Raw genomic sequence first — 24,682 nt, 5'->3', positions numbered from 1 at the left:
CAGAGCGCCCCTTGCCTCAAATTATTGCCAGCCGCTTAGGCGTTGGCGTCGACCTTCAACACGATCTTGCCGATATGGCCGCTTGTCTCCATGCGGGCGTGCGCCTCGCTCGCGTCCTCGAACGCGTATTCGCTGTCCATCACCGGTGCGATCTTGCCCGCGTCCAGCAGTGGCCAGACCTTCTCGCGCAGCTCTTCGGCGATCTTAGCCTTGGCCAGATCGCTTTGCGGACGCAGGGTGCTGCCGGTCATCGTCAGACGGCGTGTCATCAGCGTGGCAAAGTTCACCTCTACCTTGGGCCCGCTGAGGAAGGCGATCTGCACAAGACGGCCGTCTTCGGCCAGCGCTTGCAGGTTGCGCGGGATGTAGTCGCCGCCGACCATATCAAGGATCAGGTCTGCCCCGCCCTCGGCTTTCAGCACATCAACGAAATCCGAGTCACGGTAGTTGATCGCGGCCTCGGCCCCGAGTTTGGCGCAGGCGTCGCATTTGCTGTCGGTCCCTGCCGTGGCAAAAACCCGTGCGCCGAATTCGCGCGCCAGCTGGATCGCTGTCGTTCCGATGCCCGACGACCCGCCATGCACCAAGAACCGTTCGCCCGCTTTCAGGCCACCGCGCATGAACACATTGGACCAGACGGTGAAGAATGTCTCGGGCAAGCAGGCGGCTTGCTTCATGTCCATGCCCTTGGGCACCGGCAGACAATGGGCCGCAGGCGTCGCGACATATTCCGCATAGCCGCCACCGGGCAGCAGCGCGCAGACCTTGTCACCGACAGCCAGACCGCTGACGCCCTCGCCCACGGCGGACACCACGCCCGAGGCTTCAAGCCCGGGCAGATCGCTGGCAGTGGGGGGCGGCGCATACATGCCCGCACGTTGCAGCGCATCGGGGCGGTTCACACCGGCATAGGCCACTTTGATCACCACTTGCCCGTGAGCCGGCTGCGGCATGGGGCGGTCGGTGGGTTGCAGCACTTCGGGTCCGCCGGCCTTGGTGATCTCTATCGCGCGCATGGTTTCTGTCATCGACTACGTCTCCTCCGTAAATCAGTGTTGCCGCACCATAGGCACGGTTTTCGGCACACACAATGCGAACTGACAGGCGTCAGGTCGCGGAGGGGCTCACGTCAAAGCCCGCCACGGGCACGCAGGGCCTCGGCCACATGTTCGGCGTCGTCAATCGCCAGCACGGTAAACGGGATGATCATCCGCCAGCCGACCCGCTTGGTGGAGCGCGCGCGCCATGACTGCGCCAGCAACTGGCCCTTTTGCGCCAGAACGGGGGTAAAGCGGATGACGAGGGCGATGCCCAGTTCGATTGCGCGGGTCTGGATACCAAGGCGGCGCAGCGGCGTTGTCAGCCATGTCACCACAGCCACCATCTGTGCCAGCTTGGTCGTCATGGTCACCAGATTCGCCAGCGCCACCGCTGTCATCATCCGCAACGTCACGGTCGCACCCGCCATGATGTCATGGGTCACGATATGCCAGACCATGATCAGCACAACGAAGGGCAGCAGCACCCGCAAGCGCGCCAGCCCCACCTTGAAAAACCGCCACCCCGGCAGCGCATAAAGCAACAGGGTCACCGCCAGCGCCGCCGCCTGCAGCGCGGGGTGGGTCAGGCTGAACAGCCCCATCGTCGCCACGCAAAGCGCTGCCAGCTTTGCTCCCGCGGGCCAACCGTGGGCGCGGGTCTCAACCGGGGAGGTGAGTGAAATCATCGCTTTCCCCGATCTGTTGCATCTGTGCCACAAAGGCTTGGGTCACCTGAGGCACCGCGCCGTCCTGCATGATCTGCCCCTGATCGATCCAGATCATCCGGTCATAGGTCGCCAGATGCGCGGGGTCATGGGTGATGTGCACCAGATGCGCCTCTACCGCGTGCAGCACGCGCGTGAGATGCATCATCGTCGGGATATCAAGCCCCGCAAAAGGTTCATCGAGGATGATCAGGCGCGGCTGCATGGCAAGGATCGACATCAGACAGACCAGCTGCCGCTGCCCCTGAGATAGCTGATGGATCGCCGCCTTCGCCCAATGGCTGCGGTTAAAGCGGGCGAGGATATCCGCCGTTCTCTCTGCGGCCTCTTTTGCGGTGTGTTTTAGCTGGGTCAGGCCAAAGCTGATCTCTTCTTCCACCGTGGGGAAGATAATCTGGTGATCGGGGTTCTGGAACAGGATGCCGACCTGCCGCAGCGCCGCCTTGCGATCCTTGACCACATCCACCCCGTTGATCCGCAGCTTGCCCGACGACGGGGCCACCAGCCCCGCCAGCACCCGTGCCAGAGATGTCTTGCCGGACCCGTTCCGCCCGACAATACCAATCCGCCGCTCGGATGCCTGCAGTGTCACATCACATAGCACCGGGGTTCCTTCAGGGGTGTAGGAAACCTTGTCCAGATCGATCAGAAACGGGTGCATATGCGTGAGTACCAATAAGCCGCGCCCGCGCCGGATGCGGACGCCGCAGCACCTAGCAGGTCTGATCTGGCGAGGAAAGCCAGCCTAGGGACGCGGGCTGCCCCAGCTACCGGGAAGATCGCTACGGTTCAGGCGCGAGGGGGCTTTTACATGGGAGAGCAACCAGTTGGGCCCGGCCATCAACATGCTGAGCGTCGGGCTGCTGTTCACCTGCGCCTTGACCTTTTCGATCTGCATCACATTCTCGATCCGCCGATCAAGGAAGGCCCATGTCTCTGCGTGGCCCTCGCTGGTGTCGCCCAGCCAGAACAGCACGGTCGAGGAATAGACCGCGCTCAGCGTGGCGCGTTTGGTGTACCAGTTCACGTCTTCGGACGTATCCCCCAAGGCCGCCCATATGGCATCCGCCGTCCCCCAGACCAGTTTGGCCCCCTCGTGCGCATATTGCGGCAGGGCAAACAGGGTTGTCCCACGACGTACGGCCTCTTTATCCGTGGCGGCTTCAAGACGGAAGCGGACCATAGCGGCAACCTTGGCCGAGAATTTCATCTCGGTCATGTTTTCGGCCTTCATCCGATTGATCATCTGCTGATCGCCCCGCTTGTGATAGGCGACGGCCAGATCAACGGCACCGCGCGGACAGACAGCACGCGCGACGGTCGGGTCCATGCCGGTATCGCTGACCGCAGCCTTGAACGTCGCCTCTGACCAGCCGTCAAACGCGACATGCATCAGCGCGGCATCCAGCAGCTGTTCTTTCGGTGTCTGGGACGTGTTCGTCATAGCGGCCTCCTGAAGGGGTGATTGGCTTTGCTCTAGACAATATAGGTTTCGGTTGCTATATGGCCAGTTCCTGCAAATCCTTGCAACTTCAAACTAGAAAGGTGGTGAAAACCACATGCAGGTTAGTGTTCGCGATAACAACGTCGATCAAGCGCTGCGCGCCCTGAAGAAAAAACTTCAGCGCGAGGGTGTGTTTCGTGAAATGAAGCTTAAGCAGCATTTCGAGAAACCTTCCGAGAAAAAAGCACGCGAGAAAGCAGAAGCGATCCGCCGTAGCCGCAAACTGGCACGGAAGAAATTGCAGCGCGAAGGCATGATGTAAATCATCCAAGCGACGCATAAGAATACGAACCCCCGTTACCTTTCGGTGCCGGGGGTTTTCTTTTGTCTGCCGCTGCGCACGTGGTGACGCATGGGTACAGTAGACAGGACCCGACGGCAGAGCGTATCGCAAAGCGGCCAGAGACAGGACAGACTATGACCCAGCCCACCTACCCCAGCGTTGCCCCGATCCACCGGCGGGCTGATCTGATCGTCCACCTTGTGGGGCTTGCGCTGATTCTGGGGGCTGGCGGCGCGTTGGTGATGAAATCGGCCACATCGCTGCAAACGGCGGTGACGGTCGCGGTGGTAGTCTATGTGCTTTGCGCGCTGGCATCAAACCTTGCATCCTGCGCCTACCACTTCGCGCCGTGGCATGATGCGCGCAAACTCATGCGCAGGATTGATCATGCGGCGATCTACCCCAGCATCGCGGGCACATTTACGCCGTTCTTCGTGCAGGCCGGCACGACATGGACGATCACGCTGCTTTGTGTGTCATGGGGGCTGGCGCTGGTGGCGATGTACAAAAAAATCACCGACCCGCAGGTTCAGGGCAAGTGGTCCACCGCATCCTATCTGGGGCTGGGTGCCATTGGCCTTTGCGCGCTGCCGGACCTGACAGGGGTGCCGCTGGCAACACTCTGGTGCATCATCGGCGGGGCATTTGCCTATGTGATCGGCGTCGGCTTTTATGTGCGCCGCGCCATGCGCTTTCGCTATGCGACGTGGCACGCTTGGGTCAATATCGGCGGCATCGCGATGTTCGCGGGCATCTGGATGGCGCTGTTTCCCTCCGCGATTTAACCGACTGGCAGCGCTGTGGTGTTGCACACCGTGCGCAGCGCAAAGCTGGATTGCATCTGCCCCACACCGGGCAACCGCGCCAAATGCTGGCGATGGATGCGGGCGAAATCCTCGGTATTTTCGGCCACGACCTTAAGCAGGTAATCCGCGGCCCCCGCCATCAGGTGACATTCCAGCACATCGGGAATACGCGCGACCGCCTTCTCAAAGGCGTCCAGCACCTCGTCCGCTTGGCCTTGTAGGGTGATCTCGACAAACACCGTCGTGGGGACGCCCATCTTGCGCGGGTTCAGCAGGGCGACATAATCGCGGATATACCCTTCGGCTTCCAACCGCTGCACGCGCCGGTGACAGGCCGACGGCGACAGATGTACCTTTTCCGACAGGTCAGAGTTCGACATCCGCCCGTTGCGTTGCAGGGCAGTAAGGATGCGGCGATCGATGTCGTCTAGACTCATGTGGCGCAATACTTTCGCGTGAAATGACCAATATGCAGCAGAGTATTCGAAGAGCAAGGGGGATAACGGCCCATAATCCGTGCCCAATTGCGTATCGAGGGGCGTACCGTAATTCAAATGCACCCTCAATAGGATGAACTCATGAAAATCGGTTGCCCCAAAGAAATCAAGCCACAGGAATTCCGCGTCGGCATGACCCCGAATGCCGCTTACGAGGCGGTGAACAAGGGACATGAGGTTGTTATCGAAGCAGGTGCCGGCATCGGCGCTGGTTTTGATGACGCCGCCTATACCGACGCAGGCGCGACGATCCTTGCCACCGCGCAAGAGGTCTTCGAGAGCGCCGACATGATCGTCAAGGTCAAAGAACCCCAAGCGGCTGAACGCAAGATGCTGCGCGAAGGGCAGATCCTGTTCACCTATCTGCACCTCGCCCCCGACCCCGAACAGACCAAGGATCTTCTCGCCTCCGGTGCGACTTGTATCGCCTATGAAACCGTCACCGACCGCAATGGTGGCTTGCCGCTGCTTGCGCCAATGTCCGAAGTCGCCGGTCGTCTGGCCCCGCAGGTGGGCGCATGGACGCTGCAAAAAGCCAACGGCGGGCGCGGCGTGCTGATGGGCGGCGTCCCCGGCGTTGGTCCGGCGCGTGTGGTCGTGATCGGCGGCGGTGTTGTCGGCACCCACGCCGCACGGATTGCCGCTGGTATGGGCGCGGATGTCACCGTGCTTGACCGGTCCCTGCCCCGTCTGCGCTATCTGGATGACATCTATGGCGGCGTGTTCAACACCTCTTACGCCTCGGCGGGCAATACGATCGAACTGGCGCGCGAGGCTGATATGATCATCGGCGCCGTCCTGATCCCCGGGGCCGCCGCCCCCAAGCTGATCAGCCGCGCGCAACTGTCCGAGCTCAAGCCCGGCGCGGCGCTGGTGGACGTGGCGATTGACCAAGGTGGCTGCTTTGAAACCTCGAAAGCGACCACCCACCAAGACCCCGTATACGACGTGGACGGCATCATGCACTACTGCGTTGCCAACATGCCCGGTGCCGTGGCGCGGACATCGACGATTGCGCTTGGCAACGCCACGATGCCGTTCATGCTGGCACTGGCGGATAAAGGCTGGAAGCAAGCCTGCGCCGACGATCCCCACCTCAAGGCAGGTCTGAACGTGCACGCAGGTCAGCTGACCTACGCCGCCGTGGCCGAAGCGCTCGGGATGGAGGCGATCACCGCCGATCAGGCCATCGCCGGTTAATCACCCCCTACGCACCACGCAAAAGGCCCGCAGTGCACCTGCGGGCCTTTTCGTTTCACGGCGTTAAAACGCTTATTTCTTGGCAAGCTCATCGCGAATTTGCAGCAGCACGTCCAACTGGCTGGGGCCAGTCGCCACTTCGGGGGCGACATCATCGGGGCGTTCGGCCAGCGACTTCAGCCGGTTAACGGATTTGACCAGCATGAACACCACAAAAGCGATGATCAGGAAGTTGATGCAGGCCGTGATGAACGCGCCATAGGCAAAGATCGCCGCGCCGGTTTCGCGCGCCGCGTCCAGACCGGTACCCGCAGGCACATCCCCAGACAGCACCACATACATGCTGGTGAAATCAACGCCGCCAAGGACCAGACCGATCACAGGGTTGATCAGATCGCTGACCAGCGAGGTCACAATAGCCGTAAAGGCCGCGCCGATAATGATACCGACTGCCAGGTCCATAACATTGCCCTTGGCAATGAAATCCTTGAATTCTTGAATCATGTCTGTCCCTCGTATGATTGAAAGCCGTGTCTGCTACGTCGCACGACATACTGCGCATGCGTTAGCACAAGTTTTCCAAATAACGATGGGTTTTTGTCGGATAAGCACGGTTTTCCCCCTTACAGAGGCGAAAACCGCGCAATCCGGTGCAAAGCGTGCTTACTCTGGCAGGGAGCCCGTCAGCACATAGCGCAGGATTTGCACGACCTGCGCGGGCTCTTGGGCGACAGCCAAAGCTGCGGCGTCGACCTCTTTCAGCGCGTGCGCGTGGTCGTCCCCATGCAGGATCACCAGAGATTTCCCCAGAGCCGCCGCATAGCCCGCATCAAAAGCCGCGTTCCACTGTTTGTACTGATCGCCAAAACGCACGACCACGACATCCGCCTCTTCGATGCCCTTGCGGGTGCGGATCGCGTTCAGCTGTGCGCCCTTGCGGTCGTGCCAGAACTTGTTTTCCTCGCCCCCCAGAATCGCCACACCGCAGTCGTCGCTGGCCGCGTGGTCGGTGACAGGGCCGGTGAACACAACATCCAACCCCGCCGCGCCATCGATGATCTGATCGCGCCAGTCGGTGTGGATTTCACCCGAGAGATATACATGCAGTGTCATACCGCCTCCGTTCGCTTTAGCCGCGCAGCACGCCGCCGCTGGCTTTGGTCACCTTATCGATGACCTTGGCGCCAACCGCCTCGATATCCGCGTCTTTCAGTGTCTTGTCGCTTGGCTGCATCCGTACCGTGAGGGCGAGCGATTTTTTCCCCTCGCCCAAGGCACCGCCGATGAATTCATCAAAGACGCGCACATCGTCAATCAGGGCCTTGTCCGCCCCCATCGCCGCATTGACCAAGGTCAGCGCGTCAACATCGGCATCCACCACAAAGGCAAAGTCACGTTCCACCGCTTGCAAAGCGCTGGTGTTCAGCGCGGGACGTGTGGCACCGGACTTGCGCGGCAAGGGCACCTCGGCTGGCCAGATGGTGAAGCCCATCGCGGGCCCTTTCACATCCAGTGCCGCCAGCACCCGCGGATGAATTTCGCCAAAGACGCCAAGCACTTTTTTCGGGCCAAGGCAGATCTGCCCGTGACGCCCGGGGTGGAACCAGTCAGCGCCATTGCGGTTGATCTGCACCTTGGCGGGGGCACCGATGGCGGACAAGACCGCCTCGATATCCGCCTTGACGTCGAACACATCGACCGGACGGGATGCGCCATGCACATCTTTGGGGCCGGTGCTGCCGGTCAGCAGACCGCTGATCTGCAGATGCTGATCGCCGGGCTCGCCGCCGGTGAAGACGGGGCCGACCTCGAACAGCGCCATGTCAGGGAAGCCCCGCGCCTGATTGCGGGCCGCGGCCTGCAGCAAGGCGGGCAGCAGCGAGGGGCGCATATGGCTCATGTCATTGCTGATCGGGTTTTCCAGACGGGTGTCATCGGTGCCGCCACCAAACAGCGCGGCAGACGCCTGATCGATAAAGCTGTAGGACACGCATTCGTTGTAGCCCAATGCGGCGCAGGCGCGGCGCGCGATGGCCTCGCGGCGCTGCATCGGCGACAGGACGGGCTTGGGCACGCCGGTCGTCAGGCGCGGCAAGGGGCGCCCTTCAAGCTTGGTGAGTGACGCAATCCGCGCGACTTCCTCGACCAGATCGGCTTCGCCCTGCACATCGGGGCGCCAGCTTGGGACATGCGCCATGTCGCCTTCCAGACGGAAGCCAAGCGCCGTCAGCGTCTTGCGCTGCTCGCTTTCCGAGATGGTCATCCCCACCAACGACTGCACGCGTGCCGCGTCCAGCTTGTAGGCGCGAGAATAGTCCGGCACCTTGCCCGCAACGACAACTTCAGACGCCTCACCGCCTGCGATGTCCAGGATCATCTGGGTCGCATGTTCGATGGCATAAGGCGTCCATTCGGGGTCGATCCCCCGTTCAAAGCGATAGCGCGCGTCCGAGTTGATCTTGAGCGCGCGGCCCGTGTAGGCGGTGCGCACCGGATCGAAATAGGCCGCTTCGACAAAGACATTCACCGTGTCCATGGAACAGCCGCTTTCCGCGCCGCCCATCACACCCGCAATGCTTTCGACCTTTTCGGCGTCCGAAATCAGGGTCATGCCTTCGCTGAAGGTATATTCCTTGTCGTCCAGTCCCATCAGGGTCTCGCCGCCCTTGGCGCGGTGGATGCGCAGGCTGTTACCCGCGACCTTATCCGCGTCGAACACGTGCAAAGGACGGTTGCGGTCATAGGTGAAGAAGTTCGTCACATCGACGAGGAACGAGATCGGGCGCAGGCCAATGGCGCGCAGCTTGTCCTGCAACCATGCCGGCGACGGGCCATTTTTGACGCCGCGGATCACACGACCGTAGAAAACCGGACATTGGTCCAGCGAGTCTTCGTCGATCGAAACAGAGATCGGACACGGGAACTGCCCCTCGACCGCGGGCACATCGCGCTGTTTCAGCGTGCCCAGACCACGGGCTGCCAGATCACGCGCAATCCCGCGCACACCCAAGGCATCGGGTCGGTTGGGGGTGATCGCGATCTCGATCACGGGGTCGACCTTGGCGGGGTCGTTTTCCGCCAGCCAGTCGATGAAACGGTCGCCGACATTGCCCGAGGGCAGCTCGATGATACCGTCATGTTCCTCGGACAGCTCAAGCTCGCGCTCTGACGCCATCATGCCAAAGCTTTCGACGCCACGGATCTTGCCAACGCCAATGGTGGTATCGATGCCCGGCACATAGACGCCCGGCTTTGCCACAACCACGGTGATGCCCTGACGCGCGTTCGGGGCACCGCAGATGATCTGCTGCACGCCTTCGTCGGTATCCACCTGACAGATCTGCAAACGATCCGCGTCGGGGTGCTTTTCTGCCGATTGCACATAGCCCAGCGTAAAATCCGCCAGCTTCGCGCCACGGTCTTCGACGCCTTCGACCTCGAGCCCCAGATCGGTCAGCGCATAGGTGATTTCATCGATCGACGCGGTGGTGTCGAGATGTTCCTTCAGCCAGGACAGTGTGAATTTCATGGCGGTGATCCTCATGCAATGCTTGCGCTAGGGCGTAGCGTTTAATCGGCGCGGTTTCAATGCGGTGCGGCTGCGTTTTGCGCCTAGCCCGGTGTTTTGGGCATCAACCCGTCCAGCTGGTAGCCAAGCCATCCGGTCGGGATGAAATGTCCGCCGGTATGGATGTCCAGCGTCACACTGCGGTCGCCGGCGCAATTGTCCCAAGCGAAATGCGCGAACTCTACCCCCGGGGCGAGGGTCAGCGCGCCGTCCAGCCGGCCCTTGCCGCAGCGGAACGCCTTGCGCCACAGGGCGACGACATTGGTGGTGTCATGCTCAGGCCCGCGCGGCAGGCTCATCCACAGGTCGTTGAGCCCATGCACATGGCGGACCTGACGCGGCGGGTTGGCGCAGGTGCTGGACTGTTTGATCGTGCCCGACATGGTCATCAGCCCCGCGATCCGGTCGCCGCGCGCGCAGGCATAACGCCACGCCATCGCTGCGCCAAAGCTGAACCCCGAGATATAGATCTGGCTTTGATCCACCGGATAGCGTTTCGCCACATCCGCCAGCACCGCGTCAGCAAAGGCGATATCCGCAGGGTCATCCTGCCAGAACCGCCACGCCCGATGCTGCGCCGACGGGGCCACAAGCATCACACCACGGGGCTTTGTCTCGGACCCGATACGCGGATGGTGGATCACCGTGCGCCCGCGCCGCAGGAAAGCGTGAAAATGCATCATGACAGGCAGGGGCGTCACGCCGTCCCAATCGTCGGGCATCAGGATGTTGTAGCTGCGGTCACCTATTTCGCAGACGGTATCCCCGCCGCAGGGCGGGAGGGTTTGGGCGGTGGCGGGAGCGGTAAGGAGCAGACACAGACAGAGCAGAGGTGAGAGGTATTTCACAGGCGTACCCTACAGCAAACTTTAAGGTTATCGATTTCTGAAGTCCGAAAAGCCGGGATGAATTGCACAATTGGAACCATTAAAGCTTTGCCTTAATTGATCTAAGGGCGTCGATAGCTATGCATAACCACTTCTATTAAGTCAGCGTCAGCCTTCAAACTTACCCTGAGTAAGATCCGTAGCGTTTTATGCTGTTTCCTCTTCCACGGGCGTCATCGTGAAAAAAGCATTTATTGCAACTTGAGCCGCCTCTTCAGTTTCATCAGTAATATCCTTTCGGATAGCCAGAATGGCGAGTCTTCTAGCTCGTTGTGACGGTATAAACGCTTCGCGACCTTTTGGATGCTCTTTGCTAGCACGAGCGTGTTTTTCAGACCCCAGCGCACCCAACACGTAGTTTTGGTATTCCAACAAGGTTTCGAGGTATTTCTGACATGCGGAGATAACACCCGGAGGTCCATAAAAAATTACTTCGTAACTCGCAGCAACCACGTTTGGATAAGCCGCAATTATTCCGCGGTCTTCTTCTTCATATAGACTACTTGCAAGCAAAGAGTGGTGGGAGGTGACAGCAAAAACAAAGCGCTGATATGCAGCTAGCTTTTCACTATGCTCTTTGAGCTTCCGGTCTTTCTTCTTTTGATAAGGGTATGCAACAAAGGCGATTAGTAAAGCAGTTCCTGCCGCAACCAATGCCGCTGCCAACGTCCACCACATCTATCGGCTCAAACCACCATGCAGCGTCGGCTGATCCAAGCTTGCAAACCCGTAATGCCGCAACCAGCGCAGGTCTGAATCAAAGAACGCCCGCAGATCAGGAATGCCGTATTTCAGCATCGCGATGCGGTCGATGCCCATGCCAAAGGCAAAGCCCTGCCATTCGTTCGGGTCGATCCCGCCCGCTTGCAGCACCTTCGGGTGGACCATGCCGGAGCCCAGCACCTCCATCCAGCCGTCGCCTTCGCCGATGCGCAGCTGCCCGTCGACCCAGGAACACTGGATATCAACCTCTGCCGAAGGCTCGGTGAAGGGGAAGTGCGAGGCGCGGAAGCGGGTCTTGATGCCCTCGACCTCGAAGAACGCGCTAAAGAATTCCTCCAGCGTCCATTTCAGGTTCGCCATAGAGATGTCTTTGTCGATCGCCAGTCCTTCGACCTGATGGAACATCGGCGTGTGGGTCTGGTCATAGTCGGCACGGTAGACGCCACCGGGGCAGATGATGCGCAGGGGCGCGCCTTCGGCCTCCATCGTGCGGATCTGCACGGGGCTGGTGTGGGTGCGCAGCACGTGGGGCGGACGGTCGTCGCCCTCGGCACGGGCCATATAGAACGTGTCCATCTCGGCGCGTGCGGGGTGGTGGCCGGGGATGTTCAGCGCGTCGAAGTTATACCAATCGGTGTCGATGCGCGGCCCTTCGGCGACTGAAAACCCCAGCTCGGCGAAGATCGCGGTCACTTCCTCGGTCACTTGGCTGACAGGGTGGATCGTGCCCTGACGCGTCGCCCGCGTGGGCAGTGTCACGTCCAGCCATTCGCTGCGCAGACGCTCATCAAGGGCCGCATCCCCAAGTGCTGCTTTCTTCGCGGCAATGGCGGAGTTGATCTCGTCCTTGAGCGCGTTCAGCGCGGGGCCGACTGTCTGGCGTTCTTCGGGCGTCATACGGCCCAGCTCGCGCATCTTCAGGGCGACTTCGCCCTTTTTACCCACGGCGGCCAGACGGATGTCCTCCAACGCGGCTTCGTCGGCGGCACCAGCGATCTGGCCCAGATATTTCGCTTTCAGGTCGTCCATATCGGCCTCATGTCTTTTGCTCGGGCTGGTGCTAGCAGAATTGGCCCCGAATACAAGCGGCAGGGCCATTTGATGCGGGCCTTGTTATGCTGAAACCGCGGGCACATAGTGGCGCAAACCATCAAGGGGGTGCCGCGCGTGGCAGAGATTTTACAACCCGACAGCAACCCGTCCCTGCCCCGACCTGTCACACGGCCCTGGCTGGCGCTGCTTGGCCTGACGCTGGGGGTGACGGTCACAAACGGGTTCGCGCGCTTTGCCTACGGGCTGATCCTGCCCGCGATGAAGACCGAGCTGGACTGGACCTATGCGCAGGCGGGCTGGCTGAACACGGCGAATGCCATCGGCTATATCATCGGCGCGGTGTTGACGCTGCTGCTGATCGGGCGCATCGCGCCTGCGCGGTTGTTCGGGTTCGGCATGGTGACCACGACGCTGACGCTGTTGGCGACGGGGTACGAGGCGACGATGGGCTGGCAGACCTTCTGGCGGATCGCGGCGGGGGTGTTCGGGGCAATGTCCTTTTCCACCGCAGGCGTTCTGACCGCGCGGCTGTTTCCGGGCGACGCGCGCCGCAATGCGCTGGCGATCGCGATCCTGTTCGGCGCGGGCGGCGGTATCGGGATCATGCTGGCAGGCGCGTCCCTGCCCCTGATGATAGAGTTCTGGGGCACCGGATCATGGCGCTATGGCTGGTATATCATCGGCGTGATCAGCTTGGCCTGCCTGCCCCTGTCCCTATGGGCCGCGGCGCGTCTGTCGGTCCCTGCACAGCGCAACACGGCGGCCGGCGGCATCAAGCTGCACCTGATCTGGAGAGAGCTTGCAGGCTACGTCGGTTTTGCCATGGGCTATATCGTCTATCTGACGTTCCTGTCTGCGTGGATGACGGATCAACAGGCGCCGGCGCTGCTGATCTCGGCGGTGTGGATCATCATGGGGGTGGCGCTGATCGCCTCGCCCTTCGTCTGGCGCGGGGTATTGGCGCGGCACGCTTCGGGCAAGCCCCTGGCGATGATCCTGACCGGCATCGCAATCGGATCGGCGCTGCCGCTCGTCCTGCCTGCGGGTGGGGCCGTGGTGATTTCAGCCGTGATTTTCGGGCTTTGCGTCTTCATGGCCCCCGGCGCGATCACCAGCTTTATCCGCCAGAACCTGCCTGCCGAAAGCTGGGCCGCCGCGATGAGCCTGTTCACCGTGGTCTTTGCCATCGCGCAGACCGCTGGCCCCTTCGCCGCCGGTGCCTTGGGCGACCTGACGGGCAATATCGGGTCCAGCCTCTTGGCTGCCGCTGCAATCCTGCTGACAGGGGCCGCTGTGGTGGCGTTTCAAAAACCGCTGCCGCAACAAGACCCCAGCTGATCACCGCACAAACGAAAAACGCCGCCCCGATGTCAGGGCGGCGTTCTAAAACTTGGGGTCGGCAAAGGGCGCTTACGCGGCCAGTGCGTCTTGTGCTTGCTTCACGATGGCACCGAATGCTTCGGGCTCGTTGATGGCCAGGTCGGACAGAACCTTCCGGTCCACTTCGATACCAGCCAGGGACAGACCATTGATGAAGCGGCTGTATGTCAGTGCTTCGTCGTGGCTGCGCACAGCGGCGTTGATCCGCTGGATCCACAATGCGCGGAAGTTCCGCTTGCGGTTCTTACGGTCGCGCGTGGCGTATTGGTTGGCTTTGTCGACCGCCTGACGGGCGACCTTAAAGGTGTTCTTGCGGCGGCCATAGTAACCTTTGGCTGCTTTGATTACCTTTTTGTGACGGGCGTGGGTAACGACACCACCTTTTGTACGGGACATATCGGCTCTCCTATCTTAGCGGTCGTAGGGCATGAAGCCCTTGATGATCTTGGCGTCGGGTGCAGACAAAGCTGTTGTCCCACGCGCGTCACGGATGAATTTTTTCGTCCGTTTGATCATACCATGCTGTTTGCCAGCCTGACCGCCGATGACCTTGCCGGTCGCCGAGATCTTAAAGCGCTTCTTGGCGCTCGATTTCGTCTTCATCTTGGGCATTTCCGTCTCCTTAACTTGAGTTCGGTAAGTGCGCGACTCGGCATGCCACGAAGGCCGGACGCGCGGAACGAAGCTGGCGTATAGGAGGGACAGGGGCCCAAAGCAAGGGCAAAAGCGCGAAACGCCTGCGCTTACCAGAACTTGTAGCGCGCAATCACATGCAAAACGGCGTCTGGCACGTCTTCCAACGCGTAGCCGCCCGGATGGGTGTTGATGGCATAGACGATCATCCCGCCCGCGATCAGCACCGTCAATGCCGACGCGCGCGGCGCACGGCCATCAGAGAAGGCCGACACGACAGAGGGGATAGAAAGCACAGCAAGGGCAAGACCAATCACCAAAATCAGATCAGTATCCATTATTCCTGCCCCTGCTCGATATATTCTTGTTACCTGACCAGAGGTTATTCCGGATCGGTATTAAAGATCAATCGTTCGTCGCAGGGTGCGACGCGCAGGATATTTGTGCTGCCCTCGACGTTGAAAGGCACGCCTGCGGTGACAACGATCAGATCCTCCGGCCCGGCATAGCCTTCGTCACGGGCAACGCGCGCGGCGCTGACCACGGCCATCTTGAAGCGTTCCAGCGTGCCGGTCTGAACGCAATTTACGCCCCAAGTGAGCGCCAGACGGCGCGCGGTCTTGACCAGGGGCGTCAACGCGATGATCGGCACCCGCGGGCGTTCACGTGCGGTCAACAGCGCCGTGGTCCCGCTTTGGGTGAAGCAACAGATTGCCTTGATGTTCGCGGTTTCCGCAATCTCGCGTGCAGCGGCAACGATACCGTCCGCCACGGTCATGCGGTCCACCTTGCGCGACGATTCGATAATCTGGGTGTAGGTCGGATCCTGCTCTACCTCGGTGGCCACGTTATCCATCGTGCGCACCGCCTCGACCGGATAGGCACCGGCCGCGGATTCCGCCGACAACATCACCGCATCGGCCCCTTCATAAATGGCGGTCGCGACATCTGATACCTCGGCCCGGGTGGGGATCGGGCTTTCGATCATCGATTCCAGCATCTGCGTCGCCACGATCACCGGCTTTGCCGCCGCACGGCATTTGCGCACCAGTCGTTTCTGGATCGGCGGCACGTTCTGTACCGGCAGTTCAACCCCCAGATCACCGCGCGCAACCATGATACCGTCGCTCACCGCCAGGATGTCCTCGAACCGGTCCACGGCCGACGGCTTTTCGATCTTGCTCAGCAATGCGGCACGGCCCTTGGCCAGTTCGCGCGCCTCGGTCACATCTTCGGGGCGCTGCACAAAGCTCAGTGCCAGCCAGTCGACCCCCAGCTCGCACACGAATTCCAGATCGGCGCGGTCTTTTTCCGACAGGGCGGCCAGCGGCAGCACCACATCCGGCACGTTCACGCCCTTGCGGTTAGAGATCACGCCGCCGATCATCACTTCGCACTCCGCGAAATCGGGGCCGCATTCCTTGACCTTCAGACGGATCTTGCCGTCATTGACCAACAGCGATGCGCCCGGTTCAAGCGCCTGGAAAATCTCGGGGTGCGGCAGGCACACGCGGCGGGCATTGCCCTCTGCCTCGTCCAGATCCAGCCGGAAGGACGCGCCCTCGACCAGCAATTCGCTGTCCCCCGAAAAGACACCCACACGCAGCTTTGGCCCCTGAAGATCCGCGAGAATACCGATCGTGGATCCCGTTTCTTCTTCGATCTGGCGGATGATCTGGTGCTTGATCCGGATTTCGTCATGGCTGCCGTGGCTCATGTTCAACCGGAACACATCCGCGCCCGCGTGAAACAGTGCCGATATCGTCTCGTGCGTGTCCGAGGCCGGACCCAAGGTGGCAACTACTTTGACATTCCGCGTGCGTTTCATACTGGTGACGTCCCTTTTCATCTGCGGGCTTTGGCAGCCCCTGCGCTTATTGCCACGGGTCTAACACGCGCGGCGGTCAGAGTGGATAGTAAATAAGTTAGCGTTAACATGTGTTAGCGTTAACACTTAGCGAAGATCGCCTGCCCCGTCTATGCCCACCACAGTATGACAGCACGATGACAGCGGACGGCGGAAGGTCGCGCCACATTCACGGCCCGCCGCCTTGAACCCGCACCGGCCAACCCATAGCTTGGCCCCACCCCACACGCAGGAGAGCATAATGCCCACACAACAGGAAATCGAACTTCAGGCCGCTGCGTTTCGCCGGCTGCAACAGCACCTGATGCAAGACCGCACGGACGTGCAGAACATCGACATGATGAACCTGGCCGGATTTTGCCGCAACTGCCTGTCGCGCTGGTATCAAGAAGCCGCAAACGAACGCGGGATCGACATGGGCAAGGATGAAGCGCGCGAGCTGTTCTACGGCATGACCATGGACGCATGGAAAGCCAACTATCAGACCGACGCGAAGGACGCGCAGAAAGAGGCGTTCAAGGTCGCCTTCGAACAGAACGTCGGCGAAAAGGGCTGACCGCGCGCAGCCAGCCCCTTGGCAAGGCGGGTTAGACCGCCGCCTTGCGCATCTCGTCCAGATAGATCTCGCGCAGACGCGGCGCGACCTTGCCCGGTGTTCCATCGCCTAAGGCCACGCCGTCGATCTCGACCACGGGCATGACAAAAGCGCTGGCGGAGGTGGTAAACGCCTCATCCGCCTGCTGCGCTTCGTGGATGGTAAAGTTACGCTCTTCCACCACCATCTGCGCCTCTTTGGCAAAACGCAGAACCGCAGCGCGGGTGATGCCGTGCAAAATCTCGTTGCTCAGGGCGCGGGTGATGATCTTGTTGCCCATCACGATATAGGCGTTGTTGCTGGTGCCTTCGGTGACAAAGCCGTCCTCGACCATCCAGGCATCATCGCAGCCCGCTTTCTTGGCCATCATCTTGCCCATCGACGGATACAGCAGCTGCACCGTCTTGATATCGCGACGGCCCCAGCGGATATCTTCGATGCTGATGATCTTGGCACCTTTCTTGGCAGCAGGGCTATCGGCCAGACCGGGTTTGGACTGGGTAAACAAGACAATCGTCGGCTCTGTCGTCTCGGGATCGGGGAAGGCAAAGTCGCGATCCCCGTCCGACCCGCGGGTGATCTGCAAATAGATCAGCCCCTCGTCGATCTCGTTCACGCGCACCAGCTCGCGGTGGACCTCCAGCAGGTCCTCCTTCGAGATCGGGTTGCGCATCTGTAGCTCGTTCAACGACCGGCTGAGCCGGATGGCATGGCCGTCAAAGTCGATCAGCTTGCCGTCCAGCACGCTGGTGACCTCATAGACCCCGTCCGCCATCAGAAACCCGCGATCAAAGATCGAAACCTTGGCTTCGGTCTCGGGCAGGTATTCGCCGTTCACATATACAGTCCGCATGTCTTATCCCCAAAGCTTGGCCGCAGGCGGATGCACCCCGGCGGCGTCAAATGTCAAAGCGTTGTCGCGGTCTTCGGCCAGAAGCAGCGGGCCGTCAAGGTCCACGACCTTTGCCCCCTGCGCCACCAGCACCGCCGGAGCCATCGCGAGCGACGACCCGACCATGCACCCCACCATGACCTCATAGCCCTGCGCGACAGCCGCATCGCGCAGCGCCAGCGCCTCGGTCAGACCACCGGTCTTGTCCAGCTTGACGTTGACCACATCGTATTTGCCTTTCAGCGCAGCAAGGCTCGCACGGTCATGACAGCTTTCATCGGCACAGACCGGCACGGGCCGCTCCATCCCGACGAGCGCATCGTCATCCCCTGCGGGCAAAGGCTGTTCAACCAATGACACACCCAGCCGCACCAGATGCGGGGCAAGATCGGCATAAACCTCTGCCGACCAGCCCTCATTCGCATCGATGATGATCTGCGCGTCAGGGGCACCGGCGCGCACAGCCTCAAGGCGGGGCATATCATCCGGCGTGCCCAGCTTGATCTTCAACAGCGGGCGATGCGCATGCAAGGCGGCCTGTTCGCGCATCTTTTCGGGGCTATCCAACGACAGGGTATAGGCCGTGATCTCGGGCCCCGGTCGCGCCAGCCCCGCCAGTTCCCACACAGGCTTACCCGCCTGCTTGGCTTGCAGATCCCACAGGGCACAATCCACTGCATTGCGCGCGGCACCAGCCGGCAGCAGGTCATACAGCGCATCACGCGTCAGCGGCCCGCGCAGCGCTTCGATCTCTGCCGTGACCGACTCCAGCGTCTCGCCATAACGGGCATAGGGCACACATTCGCCCCAACCCGTCACGCCGCCATCGGTGATCCGCACCGTGAGCACCTGCGCCTCGGTCCGCGATCCACGCGAAATGGTAAAGACCTGCGCCAGCCGAAAGACATCCCGGCTTACCTCAATACGCATATCCGCTCCTTCATTTTGCCACTTAAACTCTCCCCGAAGGGCCGATCAGAGGGCTGCCAAAGCCTCCGCCAATCTCGCGGCACCTTGGCGGAACGGGTCCACGGCTGGCAAGCCCAAGCGTTGTTCGACCTCGGCCAGATAGGCATCTGCCTCTGCCTCCGACAGATGCTGGGTGTTGATCGAGATACCGACCACCTGACAGCCTGCGTTGGCAACCTTTGCCAGCGTCAGCGCCACATCGCGCACTTCTTCCAACGTGGGCAGCGTGTAGTCGGGCAGTCCGCGCATGGTCTTGCGGGTCGGCTCGTGGCACAGGATCAACGCATCGGGTTGGCCGCCGTGGATCAGCGCCATGGTGACGCCGGAATAGGACACGTGGAACAAGCTGCCCTGCCCTTCGATGATATCCCAGTGATCATCGTCATTGTCGGGGGTCAGATACTCGATCGAGCCGGCCATGAAATCCGCGATCACCGCATCCAAAGGTACGCCTTCGCCGGTGATCAGAATACCGGTCTGGCCCGTCGCGCGGAAGCTGCTTTTCAGCCCCTTCTCTTTCATCGCCGCGTCCAGCGCCAGCGCGGTATACATCTTGCCGACCGAACAATCGGTGCCGACCGCCAGCACGCGCTTGCCGCTGCGTTTGACGCCATTCGCAATCGGGTACTGCACCGACGGGATACGCACATCATGCAAGCTGCGCCCGTGTTTCTCGGCGGCGGCCACGAGCTCTGGCTCGTTGCGCAACAGGTTATGCAAGCCGGATGCCAGATCGAAACCGGCCTCCAGCGCGTCGACCAGCACGGCGCGCCATGTGGCGCTGATGGTGCCCCCGCGGTTGGCGACACCAATCACCAGGGTCTGCGCGCCTGCCTCTTTCGCTTGCGCAAGCGTCATATCGGTCAGACCCAGATCCGCCTTGCACCCGTCCAGCCGCAGCTGACCGACGGCATTTTCAGGACGCCAGTCCTTGATGCCCTGCGCCACTTTAACCGCAAGGTGATCCGGCGCGTCGCCCAGAAAAAGAAGATAAGGTGTTTTGATCATGATCACATGCTCCTGCAATTTGGCTTTGGCTCAGTTTCGCAGCCTTTCGGCGCGATAAGGTTGCAAATGAGTGGTGGGCGCAAGAGATGGCGCAGAAATTTTGCGGGTATCTGCCGATGCGAGCAAGAACTGTGCACAGAAATTCAGCCGCCGATGCTGCAGGTGCGAGATCACCCTTGCAGGGCGCAGCGCAATTTAATACCACCCAAGGCAAGCAAGTCGTAACTTTATTACTCAAGGATTCCGCATATGAGCTTTCGCATCCAGCCTACAGCACCTGCACGTCCCAACCGCTGCCAATTGTTCGGCCCCGGTTCGCGCCCGGCAATCTTCGAAAAAATGGCAAGTTCCGACGCTGATGTGATCAACCTTGATCTGGAAGACAGCGTTGCCCCCACGGACAAGGACAGCGCCCGCGCGAATATCATCAAGGCAATCAGCGATGTAGACTGGGGCGACAAAACACTGTCCGTGCGGATCAACGGGCTGGATACTCCTTACTGGTACCGCGATGTCGTCGACCTGCTGGAGCAAGCGGGCGAGCGTCTGGATCAGATCATGATCCCCAAAGTCGGCTGCGCTGCTGACGTATATACTGTCGACGCGCTGGTTACGGCGATCGAAACCGCCAAGGGCCGCACCAAGAAAATCTCGTTCGAGGTGATTATCGAATCGGCCGCAGGCATCGCCCACGTCGAAGAGATCGCCGCCGCCAGCCCGCGCCTGCAAGCGATGAGCCTTGGTGCCGCCGACTTTGCCGCCTCTATGGGGATGCAGACGACCGGCATTGGTGGCACGCAAGAAAACTATTACATGCTGCGCGACGGGACCAAGCATTGGTCTGATCCGTGGCATTGGGCGCAGACCGCCATCGTCGCCGCCTGCCGGACCCACGGCGTGCTGCCGGTCGACGGTCCGTTCGGTGATTTCTCGGACGATGAAGGTTACCGCGCGCAGGCGCGCCGGTCGGCGACCTTGGGCATGGTCGGAAAATGGGCCATTCACCCCAAGCAGATCGCCGTCGCGAACGAGGTGTTCACCCCCTCTGACGAGGCCGTCGCCGAAGCGCGCGAGATTCTGGCCGCGATGGAAACAGCCAAGGCCAACGGCGAAGGCGCGACCGTCTACAAGGGCCGTTTGGTCGATATCGCCAGCATCAAACAGGCCGAAGTCATCGTGCGCCAGTCCGAGATGATCGCCTCGCGCTAACCCCGCGATACTGAGCAGCGGCGCGAGGCGACCCTCGCGCCGCGACATCTCCCCCGCAGCAAAGCGGGCTTGGCATGCCCCGCGGCTTGGGGCATCAAGGCAGCATGACCATCGATATCCTCTCTGCGCTCGCGCTTTTCGCGTTGATCACCTCTATCACGCCGGGGCCGAACAACCTGATGCTGATGGCATCGGGCGCGAACTTCGGCTTTGCGCGCACGGTGCCGCATATGATGGGCATCACCCTTGGTTTTATGGTCATGTTGCTGCTGGTGGGCTTTGGCCTGATCCGGGTGTTTGACGCCTTTCCTGTGATCTATACGGTGCTCAAGATCCTGAGCCTGATCTATCTGATCTACCTTGCCTATAAGATCGCCACCGCCGCCCCGGTGCAAAGCGCAGACCCCAACGCCAAACCGCTGAGCTTTCTGCAAGCGGCGGGGTTTCAATGGGTCAACCCCAAGGCCTGGGCCTTCGGGCTCAGTATCATCACGATCTACGTGCCCTCTGCCGGCATATTGCCGCTGGTGATCACGGCGCTTGTCGTGGCGGTGATGGCGCTGCCGTCGGTCACCCTCTGGACCCTTCTTGGCGGGCAGATGGCCCGTTTTCTAACCAATCCCCGGCGTTTGCGGGTGTTTAACGTAACCATGGCCGCGCTGCTTGTGGCGTCGTTGCTGCCCGCCCTTTGGCCGGCCAGCTGACAGGTTCCGTTGCAAAGACCGCAAATCAACGCCATATAGCCCTGAACAAAGCGCGGAGCAGGTGATGACACAGTATCTGGATTTCGAAAAACCACTGGCCGAAGTGGAAGGCAAAGCGGAAGAGCTGCGCGCTCTGGCGCGGTCCTCCGAAGGGATGGACGTGAGCGCCGAAGCCAAAACGCTGGACGAAAAAGCCCACCAAATGCTTGACGATCTGTACAAGTCGTTGACGCCGTGGCGCAAATGTCAGGTGGCACGTCACCCCGACCGGCCCCATTGCAAAGACTATATCGAGGCCCTGTTTACCGAATACACCCCGCTGGCGGGGGACCGGAACTTTGCCGATGACCTTGCGGTCATGGGCGGTCTGGCACGGTTCAACGACACGCCTGTCGTCGTGATCGGCCACGAAAAGGGCAACGACACCAAATCCCGTATCGAACGCAATTTCGGCATGGCCCGCCCCGAAGGCTACCGCAAAGCCGTGCGGCTCATGGAACTGGCCGACAAGTTCGGGCTGCCCGTGATCACGCTGGTGGACACCCCCGGTGCCTACCCCGGTAAAGGCGCGGAAGAGCGTGGCCAATCCGAAGCCATCGCCCGCGCGACCGAGAAATGCTTGCAGATCGGTGTGCCGCTGGTTTCTGTCATCATCGGTGAAGGTGGGTCAGGCGGGGCGGTTGCTTTTGCCACGGCGAACCGCGTCGCCATGCTGGAACATTCCGTCTATTCCGTGATCTCGCCCGAGGGCTGCGCATCGATCCTGTGGAAAGATGCCGAAAAAATGCGCGAGGCCGCCGAAGCGCTGCGCCTGACCGCGCAAGATCTGAAACAACTGGGCGTCAACGACCGCATCATCCCCGAACCCCGTGGCGGCGCGCATCGGGATCGGAAAGAGGCAATTGCATCGGTCCGCAAGGCGATTGCCGCGATGCTGGATGACCTGTCGGGCAAAGACCCAAAGGCGCTGGTGGCAGATCGTCGCAAGAAATTCCTCGACCTCGGGGCCAAGGGGCTGGCGGCGTAATCTACGCCGCCCGCTGGTGCATCATGTCGCCAGCATCCGCAGACCTTGGGTCACGTCGGTGCGCACTGCCAGCCGCAGACCGGGTTCGTCGCCCGCGCGCAGCGCCGCGATAATCAGCTTGTGAAAATGCGGCGGCTCTGTCCGTCTGAGCCGCCCATAAAGCGCCCGCATCGTCGGGCCCATCTGCAGCCAGACCGTTTCCGCCATCGCCAGCATCGCAGGGGCCTGCGCCCGCAGGTACAGCGTGCGATGAAATTCCAGATTGGTGCGAATATAGCTCACCGCGTCACGGTGGATCACCGCATCCGAGATGGCATTGTTGATCGCCTGCATCCGGTCGATCAGCGCAAGGTGGGCCCGCGGCAGGGCGCGGCTCGCAAGCTCCACCTCGATCAGGGCACGCAGGGCGGCCAGTTCCTCGATCCGTTCGTTGCTCAGCTCCGGCGTCGATATCCGGCCAGAGGCCGACATGGTCAGCGCCCCTTCCGCCGCCAGCCGCCGCACGGCCTCGCGGGCGGGGGTCATCGACACCTCGTATTCCTTGCCGATTCCCCGCAGGGTCAGCGCCTGCCCCGGGGCCAGATCGCCGTGCATGATGCGGGTCCGCAACTGCCGATAGACACGGTCATGGGCCAAAGGATGCGCATCAAGGGGGCGAGGGTTCAGGTTCATATCGCCGTTGTGATCACGAATCGCCGCTGCGTCAATGTCGCAAACGCGGGCGAAGTCTATGCCTGCGCGGTAAACTTGAACCGGTGCAGGTCGCTGCCGTGGGTGCGCAGCCAGCCACGCGCCTCTTGATAGGGGCCGTAAATCCGTTCGACCTCGGCCCAGAAGGCGGGCGAATGGTTCATCTGCGCCAGATGCGCGACCTCGTGGGCGGCGACGTAATCAAGCACGTCGGGCGGCGTCAGGATCAAGCGCCACGAAAACATCAGCCCCCCGTCCGAGGTGCAAGACCCCCACCGCGACCGCGTATCCCGCAAGGTCAGCTTGTTGTACGGCCGCCCCAGCAGCGCACTATAATCGTCGCAGGCCCCGGTCAGCCGGTCCCGCGCGAGCTCTTTCAAATGCGCGGCAAGCCGGGTCGGCACACGCGCTGCAGGGCCGGGCACGGAAATCGTATCGGTCCCCAGCACCACCCGTCTGCCCTGCCCGGCTTCAACCCGCATCATCCGACCGCCCAAGGGAAACTCTGCCCCGATGCCCACCAGAACATCAGCGCCACGCGCTTCCAGATGTTGGCGAATCCACGCCTCTTTCTCGCGGGCAAAGGCGATTCCCTCTGCCTCTTTCAAGCGCTTCGGCATGGTAAGCGTCACCCGCCCATCCAGCTGCGATATCCGCAATGATATCCGCCGCGCCCGCGCAGAGCGGCGCAGGATCAGCGGGATAGGCGGGTTTCCGGGCAGGACAGGATCAGGCATTTCAGGGTTCCGGGTCGCGATGGGGTGGCGATTGCCTTTGACAGTGCCTATCTCATATGGCACTTGGCCTGAATCATCTATACGCAACAACACTTTCAAAAAGGGGACTTCGATGCCCAATGAAGAATGGGGAACCAAGCGCCTGTGCCCCACAACGGGCAAGCGGTTCTACGACCTGAACAAAGATCCGATCATCAGCCCTTACTCCGGCGAAGTGGTCGAGGTGGATAACTCCAAATCCCGCATGATCGCAGCAGATGCCGAAGATGCCGTCACCGCCAAAGCCAAGAAGGGCGATGTGGATGATGACGAGACATTGGTAGATGACGACGATGTAGATGTGGATCTGGACGACGACATCCTGGACGATGACGACGACGATGATGATACCGTTCCACTCGAAGAAATCGCCGACGTTGCATCCGACGACGAAGATTGATTGAATTTTGCGAGGGCGGGATAGATTTTCCTCTTGATCCCGCCTTCGCGACCGCCTATTCAGCGGCGCATCGGCCTTGAACGGTTGATACACTTCCCGGATCTCTGATCCACGATGGGGCCTTAGCTCAGCTGGGAGAGCGCCTGCATGGCATGCAGGAGGTCAGCGGTTCGATCCCGCTAGGCTCCACCAAACACCACCCTACATCCCAGCATACACGTCACCCACCACGCGGGGCTGACTGAC

The 24,682-nt window shown here is 61.2% G+C and carries 29 protein-coding genes and 1 tRNA gene; 10 read left to right on the top strand and 20 right to left on the bottom strand.

The genetic code is table 11. The features are described 5' to 3' along the window. Nucleotides 1-35: 35 nt before the first annotated feature. From ACNQ62_RS14525 to ACNQ62_RS14510, 4 genes are all read right to left on the bottom strand, one after another. Nucleotides 36-1,028 (bottom strand): NAD(P)H-quinone oxidoreductase, encoded by a 993-nt coding sequence (locus ACNQ62_RS14525; protein WP_278374858.1) that lies wholly within the window; start codon nt 1,026-1,028, stop codon nt 36-38. A gap of 101 nt (nt 1,029-1,129) precedes the next feature. Continuing rightward, entirely contained in the window at nt 1,130-1,726 is a 597-nt protein-coding gene (locus ACNQ62_RS14520) for an energy-coupling factor transporter transmembrane component T family protein (protein WP_037943106.1), read from the bottom strand. Next, nucleotides 1,701-2,426 (bottom strand): energy-coupling factor ABC transporter ATP-binding protein, encoded by a 726-nt coding sequence (locus ACNQ62_RS14515; protein ID WP_418095300.1) that lies wholly within the window; start codon nt 2,424-2,426, stop codon nt 1,701-1,703. The genes ACNQ62_RS14520 and ACNQ62_RS14515 overlap by 26 nt, the downstream gene beginning before the upstream one ends. Nucleotides 2,427-2,510: 84 nt before the next feature. Beyond that, on the bottom strand, nt 2,511-3,209 hold the full coding sequence (locus ACNQ62_RS14510; protein ID WP_418095139.1) for a COQ9 family protein: 699 nt from the start codon (nt 3,207-3,209) through the stop codon (nt 2,511-2,513). A 115-nt stretch (nt 3,210-3,324) separates the two neighbouring features. On the opposite strand from ACNQ62_RS14510, the gene rpsU reads away from it, so the two are divergent. Then, a complete protein-coding gene (gene rpsU, locus ACNQ62_RS14505) occupies nt 3,325-3,531 on the top strand; it encodes a 30S ribosomal protein S21 (RefSeq protein WP_005851231.1) in 207 nt (68 codons plus the stop codon). Nucleotides 3,532-3,686: 155 nt separating this feature from the next. Beyond that, complete coding sequence (trhA, locus tag ACNQ62_RS14500) at nt 3,687-4,337, top strand: PAQR family membrane homeostasis protein TrhA (RefSeq protein WP_009825931.1); 651 nt, start codon at nt 3,687-3,689, stop codon at nt 4,335-4,337. Here trhA and ACNQ62_RS14495 read toward each other — a convergent pair. Beyond that, nucleotides 4,334-4,795 (bottom strand): Lrp/AsnC family transcriptional regulator, encoded by a 462-nt coding sequence (locus ACNQ62_RS14495; RefSeq protein WP_005851227.1) that lies wholly within the window; start codon nt 4,793-4,795, stop codon nt 4,334-4,336. The genes trhA and ACNQ62_RS14495 overlap by 4 nt on opposite strands. Nucleotides 4,796-4,936: 141 nt before the next feature. On the opposite strand from ACNQ62_RS14495, the gene ald reads away from it, so the two are divergent. Next, the gene (gene ald, locus ACNQ62_RS14490) at nt 4,937-6,055 is read left to right on the top strand and encodes an alanine dehydrogenase (RefSeq protein WP_418095138.1); all 1,119 of its coding nucleotides are present in this window, start codon (nt 4,937-4,939) and stop codon (nt 6,053-6,055) included. A gap of 72 nt (nt 6,056-6,127) precedes the next feature. On the opposite strand, the gene mscL is transcribed toward ald, so the two are convergent. The 6 genes from mscL to pheS all read right to left on the bottom strand — a co-directional run bounded on the left by mscL (nt 6,128) and on the right by pheS (nt 12,262). Next, nucleotides 6,128-6,559 (bottom strand): large conductance mechanosensitive channel protein MscL, encoded by a 432-nt coding sequence (gene mscL, locus ACNQ62_RS14485; protein WP_005851224.1) that lies wholly within the window; start codon nt 6,557-6,559, stop codon nt 6,128-6,130. A gap of 159 nt (nt 6,560-6,718) precedes the next feature. Further along, a complete protein-coding gene (locus ACNQ62_RS14480; protein ID WP_243251119.1) occupies nt 6,719-7,168 on the bottom strand; it encodes a YtoQ family protein in 450 nt (149 codons plus the stop codon). 16 nt (nt 7,169-7,184) lie between these two features. Further along, nucleotides 7,185-9,584, bottom strand: a complete 2,400-nt coding sequence (gene pheT, locus ACNQ62_RS14475; protein ID WP_418095137.1) for a phenylalanine--tRNA ligase subunit beta — start codon at nt 9,582-9,584, stop codon at nt 7,185-7,187. Nucleotides 9,585-9,667: 83 nt separating this feature from the next. After that, on the bottom strand, nt 9,668-10,471 hold the full coding sequence (locus ACNQ62_RS14470) for an alpha/beta hydrolase family esterase (protein WP_418095136.1): 804 nt from the start codon (nt 10,469-10,471) through the stop codon (nt 9,668-9,670). A gap of 186 nt (nt 10,472-10,657) precedes the next feature. Then, on the bottom strand, nt 10,658-11,188 hold the full coding sequence (locus ACNQ62_RS14465) for a hypothetical protein (protein WP_418095135.1): 531 nt from the start codon (nt 11,186-11,188) through the stop codon (nt 10,658-10,660). Beyond that, nucleotides 11,189-12,262: a phenylalanine--tRNA ligase subunit alpha gene (pheS, locus tag ACNQ62_RS14460; protein WP_037954562.1), complete on the bottom strand. Its 1,074-nt coding sequence runs from the start codon at nt 12,260-12,262 to the stop codon at nt 11,189-11,191. Between the two features lie 138 nt (nt 12,263-12,400). On the opposite strand from pheS, the gene ACNQ62_RS14455 reads away from it, so the two are divergent. Then, the gene (locus ACNQ62_RS14455; protein WP_418095134.1) at nt 12,401-13,624 is read left to right on the top strand and encodes a YbfB/YjiJ family MFS transporter; all 1,224 of its coding nucleotides are present in this window, start codon (nt 12,401-12,403) and stop codon (nt 13,622-13,624) included. A gap of 72 nt (nt 13,625-13,696) precedes the next feature. Here the strand turns inward: ACNQ62_RS14455 and rplT are convergent, their stop codons facing one another. The 4 genes from rplT to pyk form a co-directional block, all read right to left on the bottom strand. Then, a complete protein-coding gene (rplT, locus tag ACNQ62_RS14450) occupies nt 13,697-14,062 on the bottom strand; it encodes a 50S ribosomal protein L20 (protein WP_005851211.1) in 366 nt (121 codons plus the stop codon). Between the two features lie 15 nt (nt 14,063-14,077). Further along, nucleotides 14,078-14,278, bottom strand: a complete 201-nt coding sequence (gene rpmI, locus ACNQ62_RS14445; RefSeq protein WP_005851209.1) for a 50S ribosomal protein L35 — start codon at nt 14,276-14,278, stop codon at nt 14,078-14,080. A 131-nt stretch (nt 14,279-14,409) separates the two neighbouring features. Next, complete coding sequence (locus ACNQ62_RS14440; RefSeq protein ID WP_005851207.1) at nt 14,410-14,637, bottom strand: hypothetical protein; 228 nt, start codon at nt 14,635-14,637, stop codon at nt 14,410-14,412. A 44-nt stretch (nt 14,638-14,681) separates the two neighbouring features. After that, entirely contained in the window at nt 14,682-16,127 is a 1,446-nt protein-coding gene (gene pyk / locus ACNQ62_RS14435) for a pyruvate kinase (RefSeq protein ID WP_418095133.1), read from the bottom strand. Between the two features lie 280 nt (nt 16,128-16,407). Here pyk and ACNQ62_RS14430 point away from each other — a divergent pair, with 280 nt between their 5' ends. Then, nucleotides 16,408-16,722 carry a DUF1244 domain-containing protein gene (locus ACNQ62_RS14430; RefSeq protein ID WP_132997512.1) on the top strand — a complete coding sequence of 105 codons (315 nt, stop codon included), beginning with the start codon at nt 16,408-16,410 and terminating at the stop codon, nt 16,720-16,722. A 31-nt stretch (nt 16,723-16,753) separates the two neighbouring features. Here ACNQ62_RS14430 and ACNQ62_RS14425 read toward each other — a convergent pair whose 3' ends face one another. Genes ACNQ62_RS14425 through dgcN form a run of 3 tightly spaced genes read right to left on the bottom strand, consistent with a single transcriptional unit; the run spans nt 16,754 to nt 19,630 of the window. Next, nucleotides 16,754-17,614, bottom strand: a complete 861-nt coding sequence (locus ACNQ62_RS14425; protein ID WP_005851201.1) for a D-amino-acid transaminase — start codon at nt 17,612-17,614, stop codon at nt 16,754-16,756. Nucleotides 17,615-17,617: 3 nt separating this feature from the next. Beyond that, complete coding sequence (gene dgcA / locus ACNQ62_RS14420; RefSeq protein WP_418095132.1) at nt 17,618-18,583, bottom strand: N-acetyl-D-Glu racemase DgcA; 966 nt, start codon at nt 18,581-18,583, stop codon at nt 17,618-17,620. Between the two features lie 45 nt (nt 18,584-18,628). Continuing rightward, nucleotides 18,629-19,630: an N-acetyltransferase DgcN gene (dgcN, locus tag ACNQ62_RS14415; RefSeq protein WP_064216388.1), complete on the bottom strand. Its 1,002-nt coding sequence runs from the start codon at nt 19,628-19,630 to the stop codon at nt 18,629-18,631. A 249-nt stretch (nt 19,631-19,879) separates the two neighbouring features. On the opposite strand from dgcN, the gene ACNQ62_RS14410 reads away from it, so the two are divergent. The 3 genes from ACNQ62_RS14410 to ACNQ62_RS14400 all read left to right on the top strand — a co-directional run bounded on the left by ACNQ62_RS14410 (nt 19,880) and on the right by ACNQ62_RS14400 (nt 22,570). Further along, a complete protein-coding gene (locus ACNQ62_RS14410; protein ID WP_283647047.1) occupies nt 19,880-20,839 on the top strand; it encodes an L-malyl-CoA/beta-methylmalyl-CoA lyase in 960 nt (319 codons plus the stop codon). Between the two features lie 74 nt (nt 20,840-20,913). Continuing rightward, nucleotides 20,914-21,543: a LysE family translocator gene (locus ACNQ62_RS14405; RefSeq protein WP_132997509.1), complete on the top strand. Its 630-nt coding sequence runs from the start codon at nt 20,914-20,916 to the stop codon at nt 21,541-21,543. Between the two features lie 64 nt (nt 21,544-21,607). After that, a complete protein-coding gene (locus ACNQ62_RS14400) occupies nt 21,608-22,570 on the top strand; it encodes an acetyl-CoA carboxylase carboxyltransferase subunit alpha (protein WP_005851191.1) in 963 nt (320 codons plus the stop codon). 21 nt (nt 22,571-22,591) lie between these two features. Here the strand turns inward: ACNQ62_RS14400 and ACNQ62_RS14395 are convergent, their stop codons facing one another. Next, a complete protein-coding gene (locus tag ACNQ62_RS14395; RefSeq protein ID WP_005851189.1) occupies nt 22,592-23,242 on the bottom strand; it encodes a GntR family transcriptional regulator in 651 nt (216 codons plus the stop codon). 56 nt (nt 23,243-23,298) lie between these two features. Further along, a complete protein-coding gene (locus ACNQ62_RS14390; RefSeq protein ID WP_418095131.1) occupies nt 23,299-23,997 on the bottom strand; it encodes a M48 family metallopeptidase in 699 nt (232 codons plus the stop codon). Between the two features lie 112 nt (nt 23,998-24,109). On the opposite strand from ACNQ62_RS14390, the gene ACNQ62_RS14385 reads away from it, so the two are divergent. Both ACNQ62_RS14385 and ACNQ62_RS14380 read left to right on the top strand, forming a co-directional pair. Then, nucleotides 24,110-24,436, top strand: a complete 327-nt coding sequence (locus ACNQ62_RS14385) for a TIGR02300 family protein (RefSeq protein WP_005851186.1) — start codon at nt 24,110-24,112, stop codon at nt 24,434-24,436. A gap of 116 nt (nt 24,437-24,552) precedes the next feature. Then, nucleotides 24,553-24,628: transfer RNA gene (locus tag ACNQ62_RS14380), tRNA-Ala, on the top strand. Nucleotides 24,629-24,682 lie beyond the last annotated feature (54 nt).

Source organism: Sulfitobacter sp. SBS6 (genome assembly GCF_048285585.1).
GTDB classification, from domain to species: domain Bacteria; phylum Pseudomonadota; class Alphaproteobacteria; order Rhodobacterales; family Rhodobacteraceae; genus Sulfitobacter; species Sulfitobacter pontiacus.
Note: the sequence above shows the minus strand (reverse complement) of the source record. Positions and strands in the feature narration are given on the sequence as shown.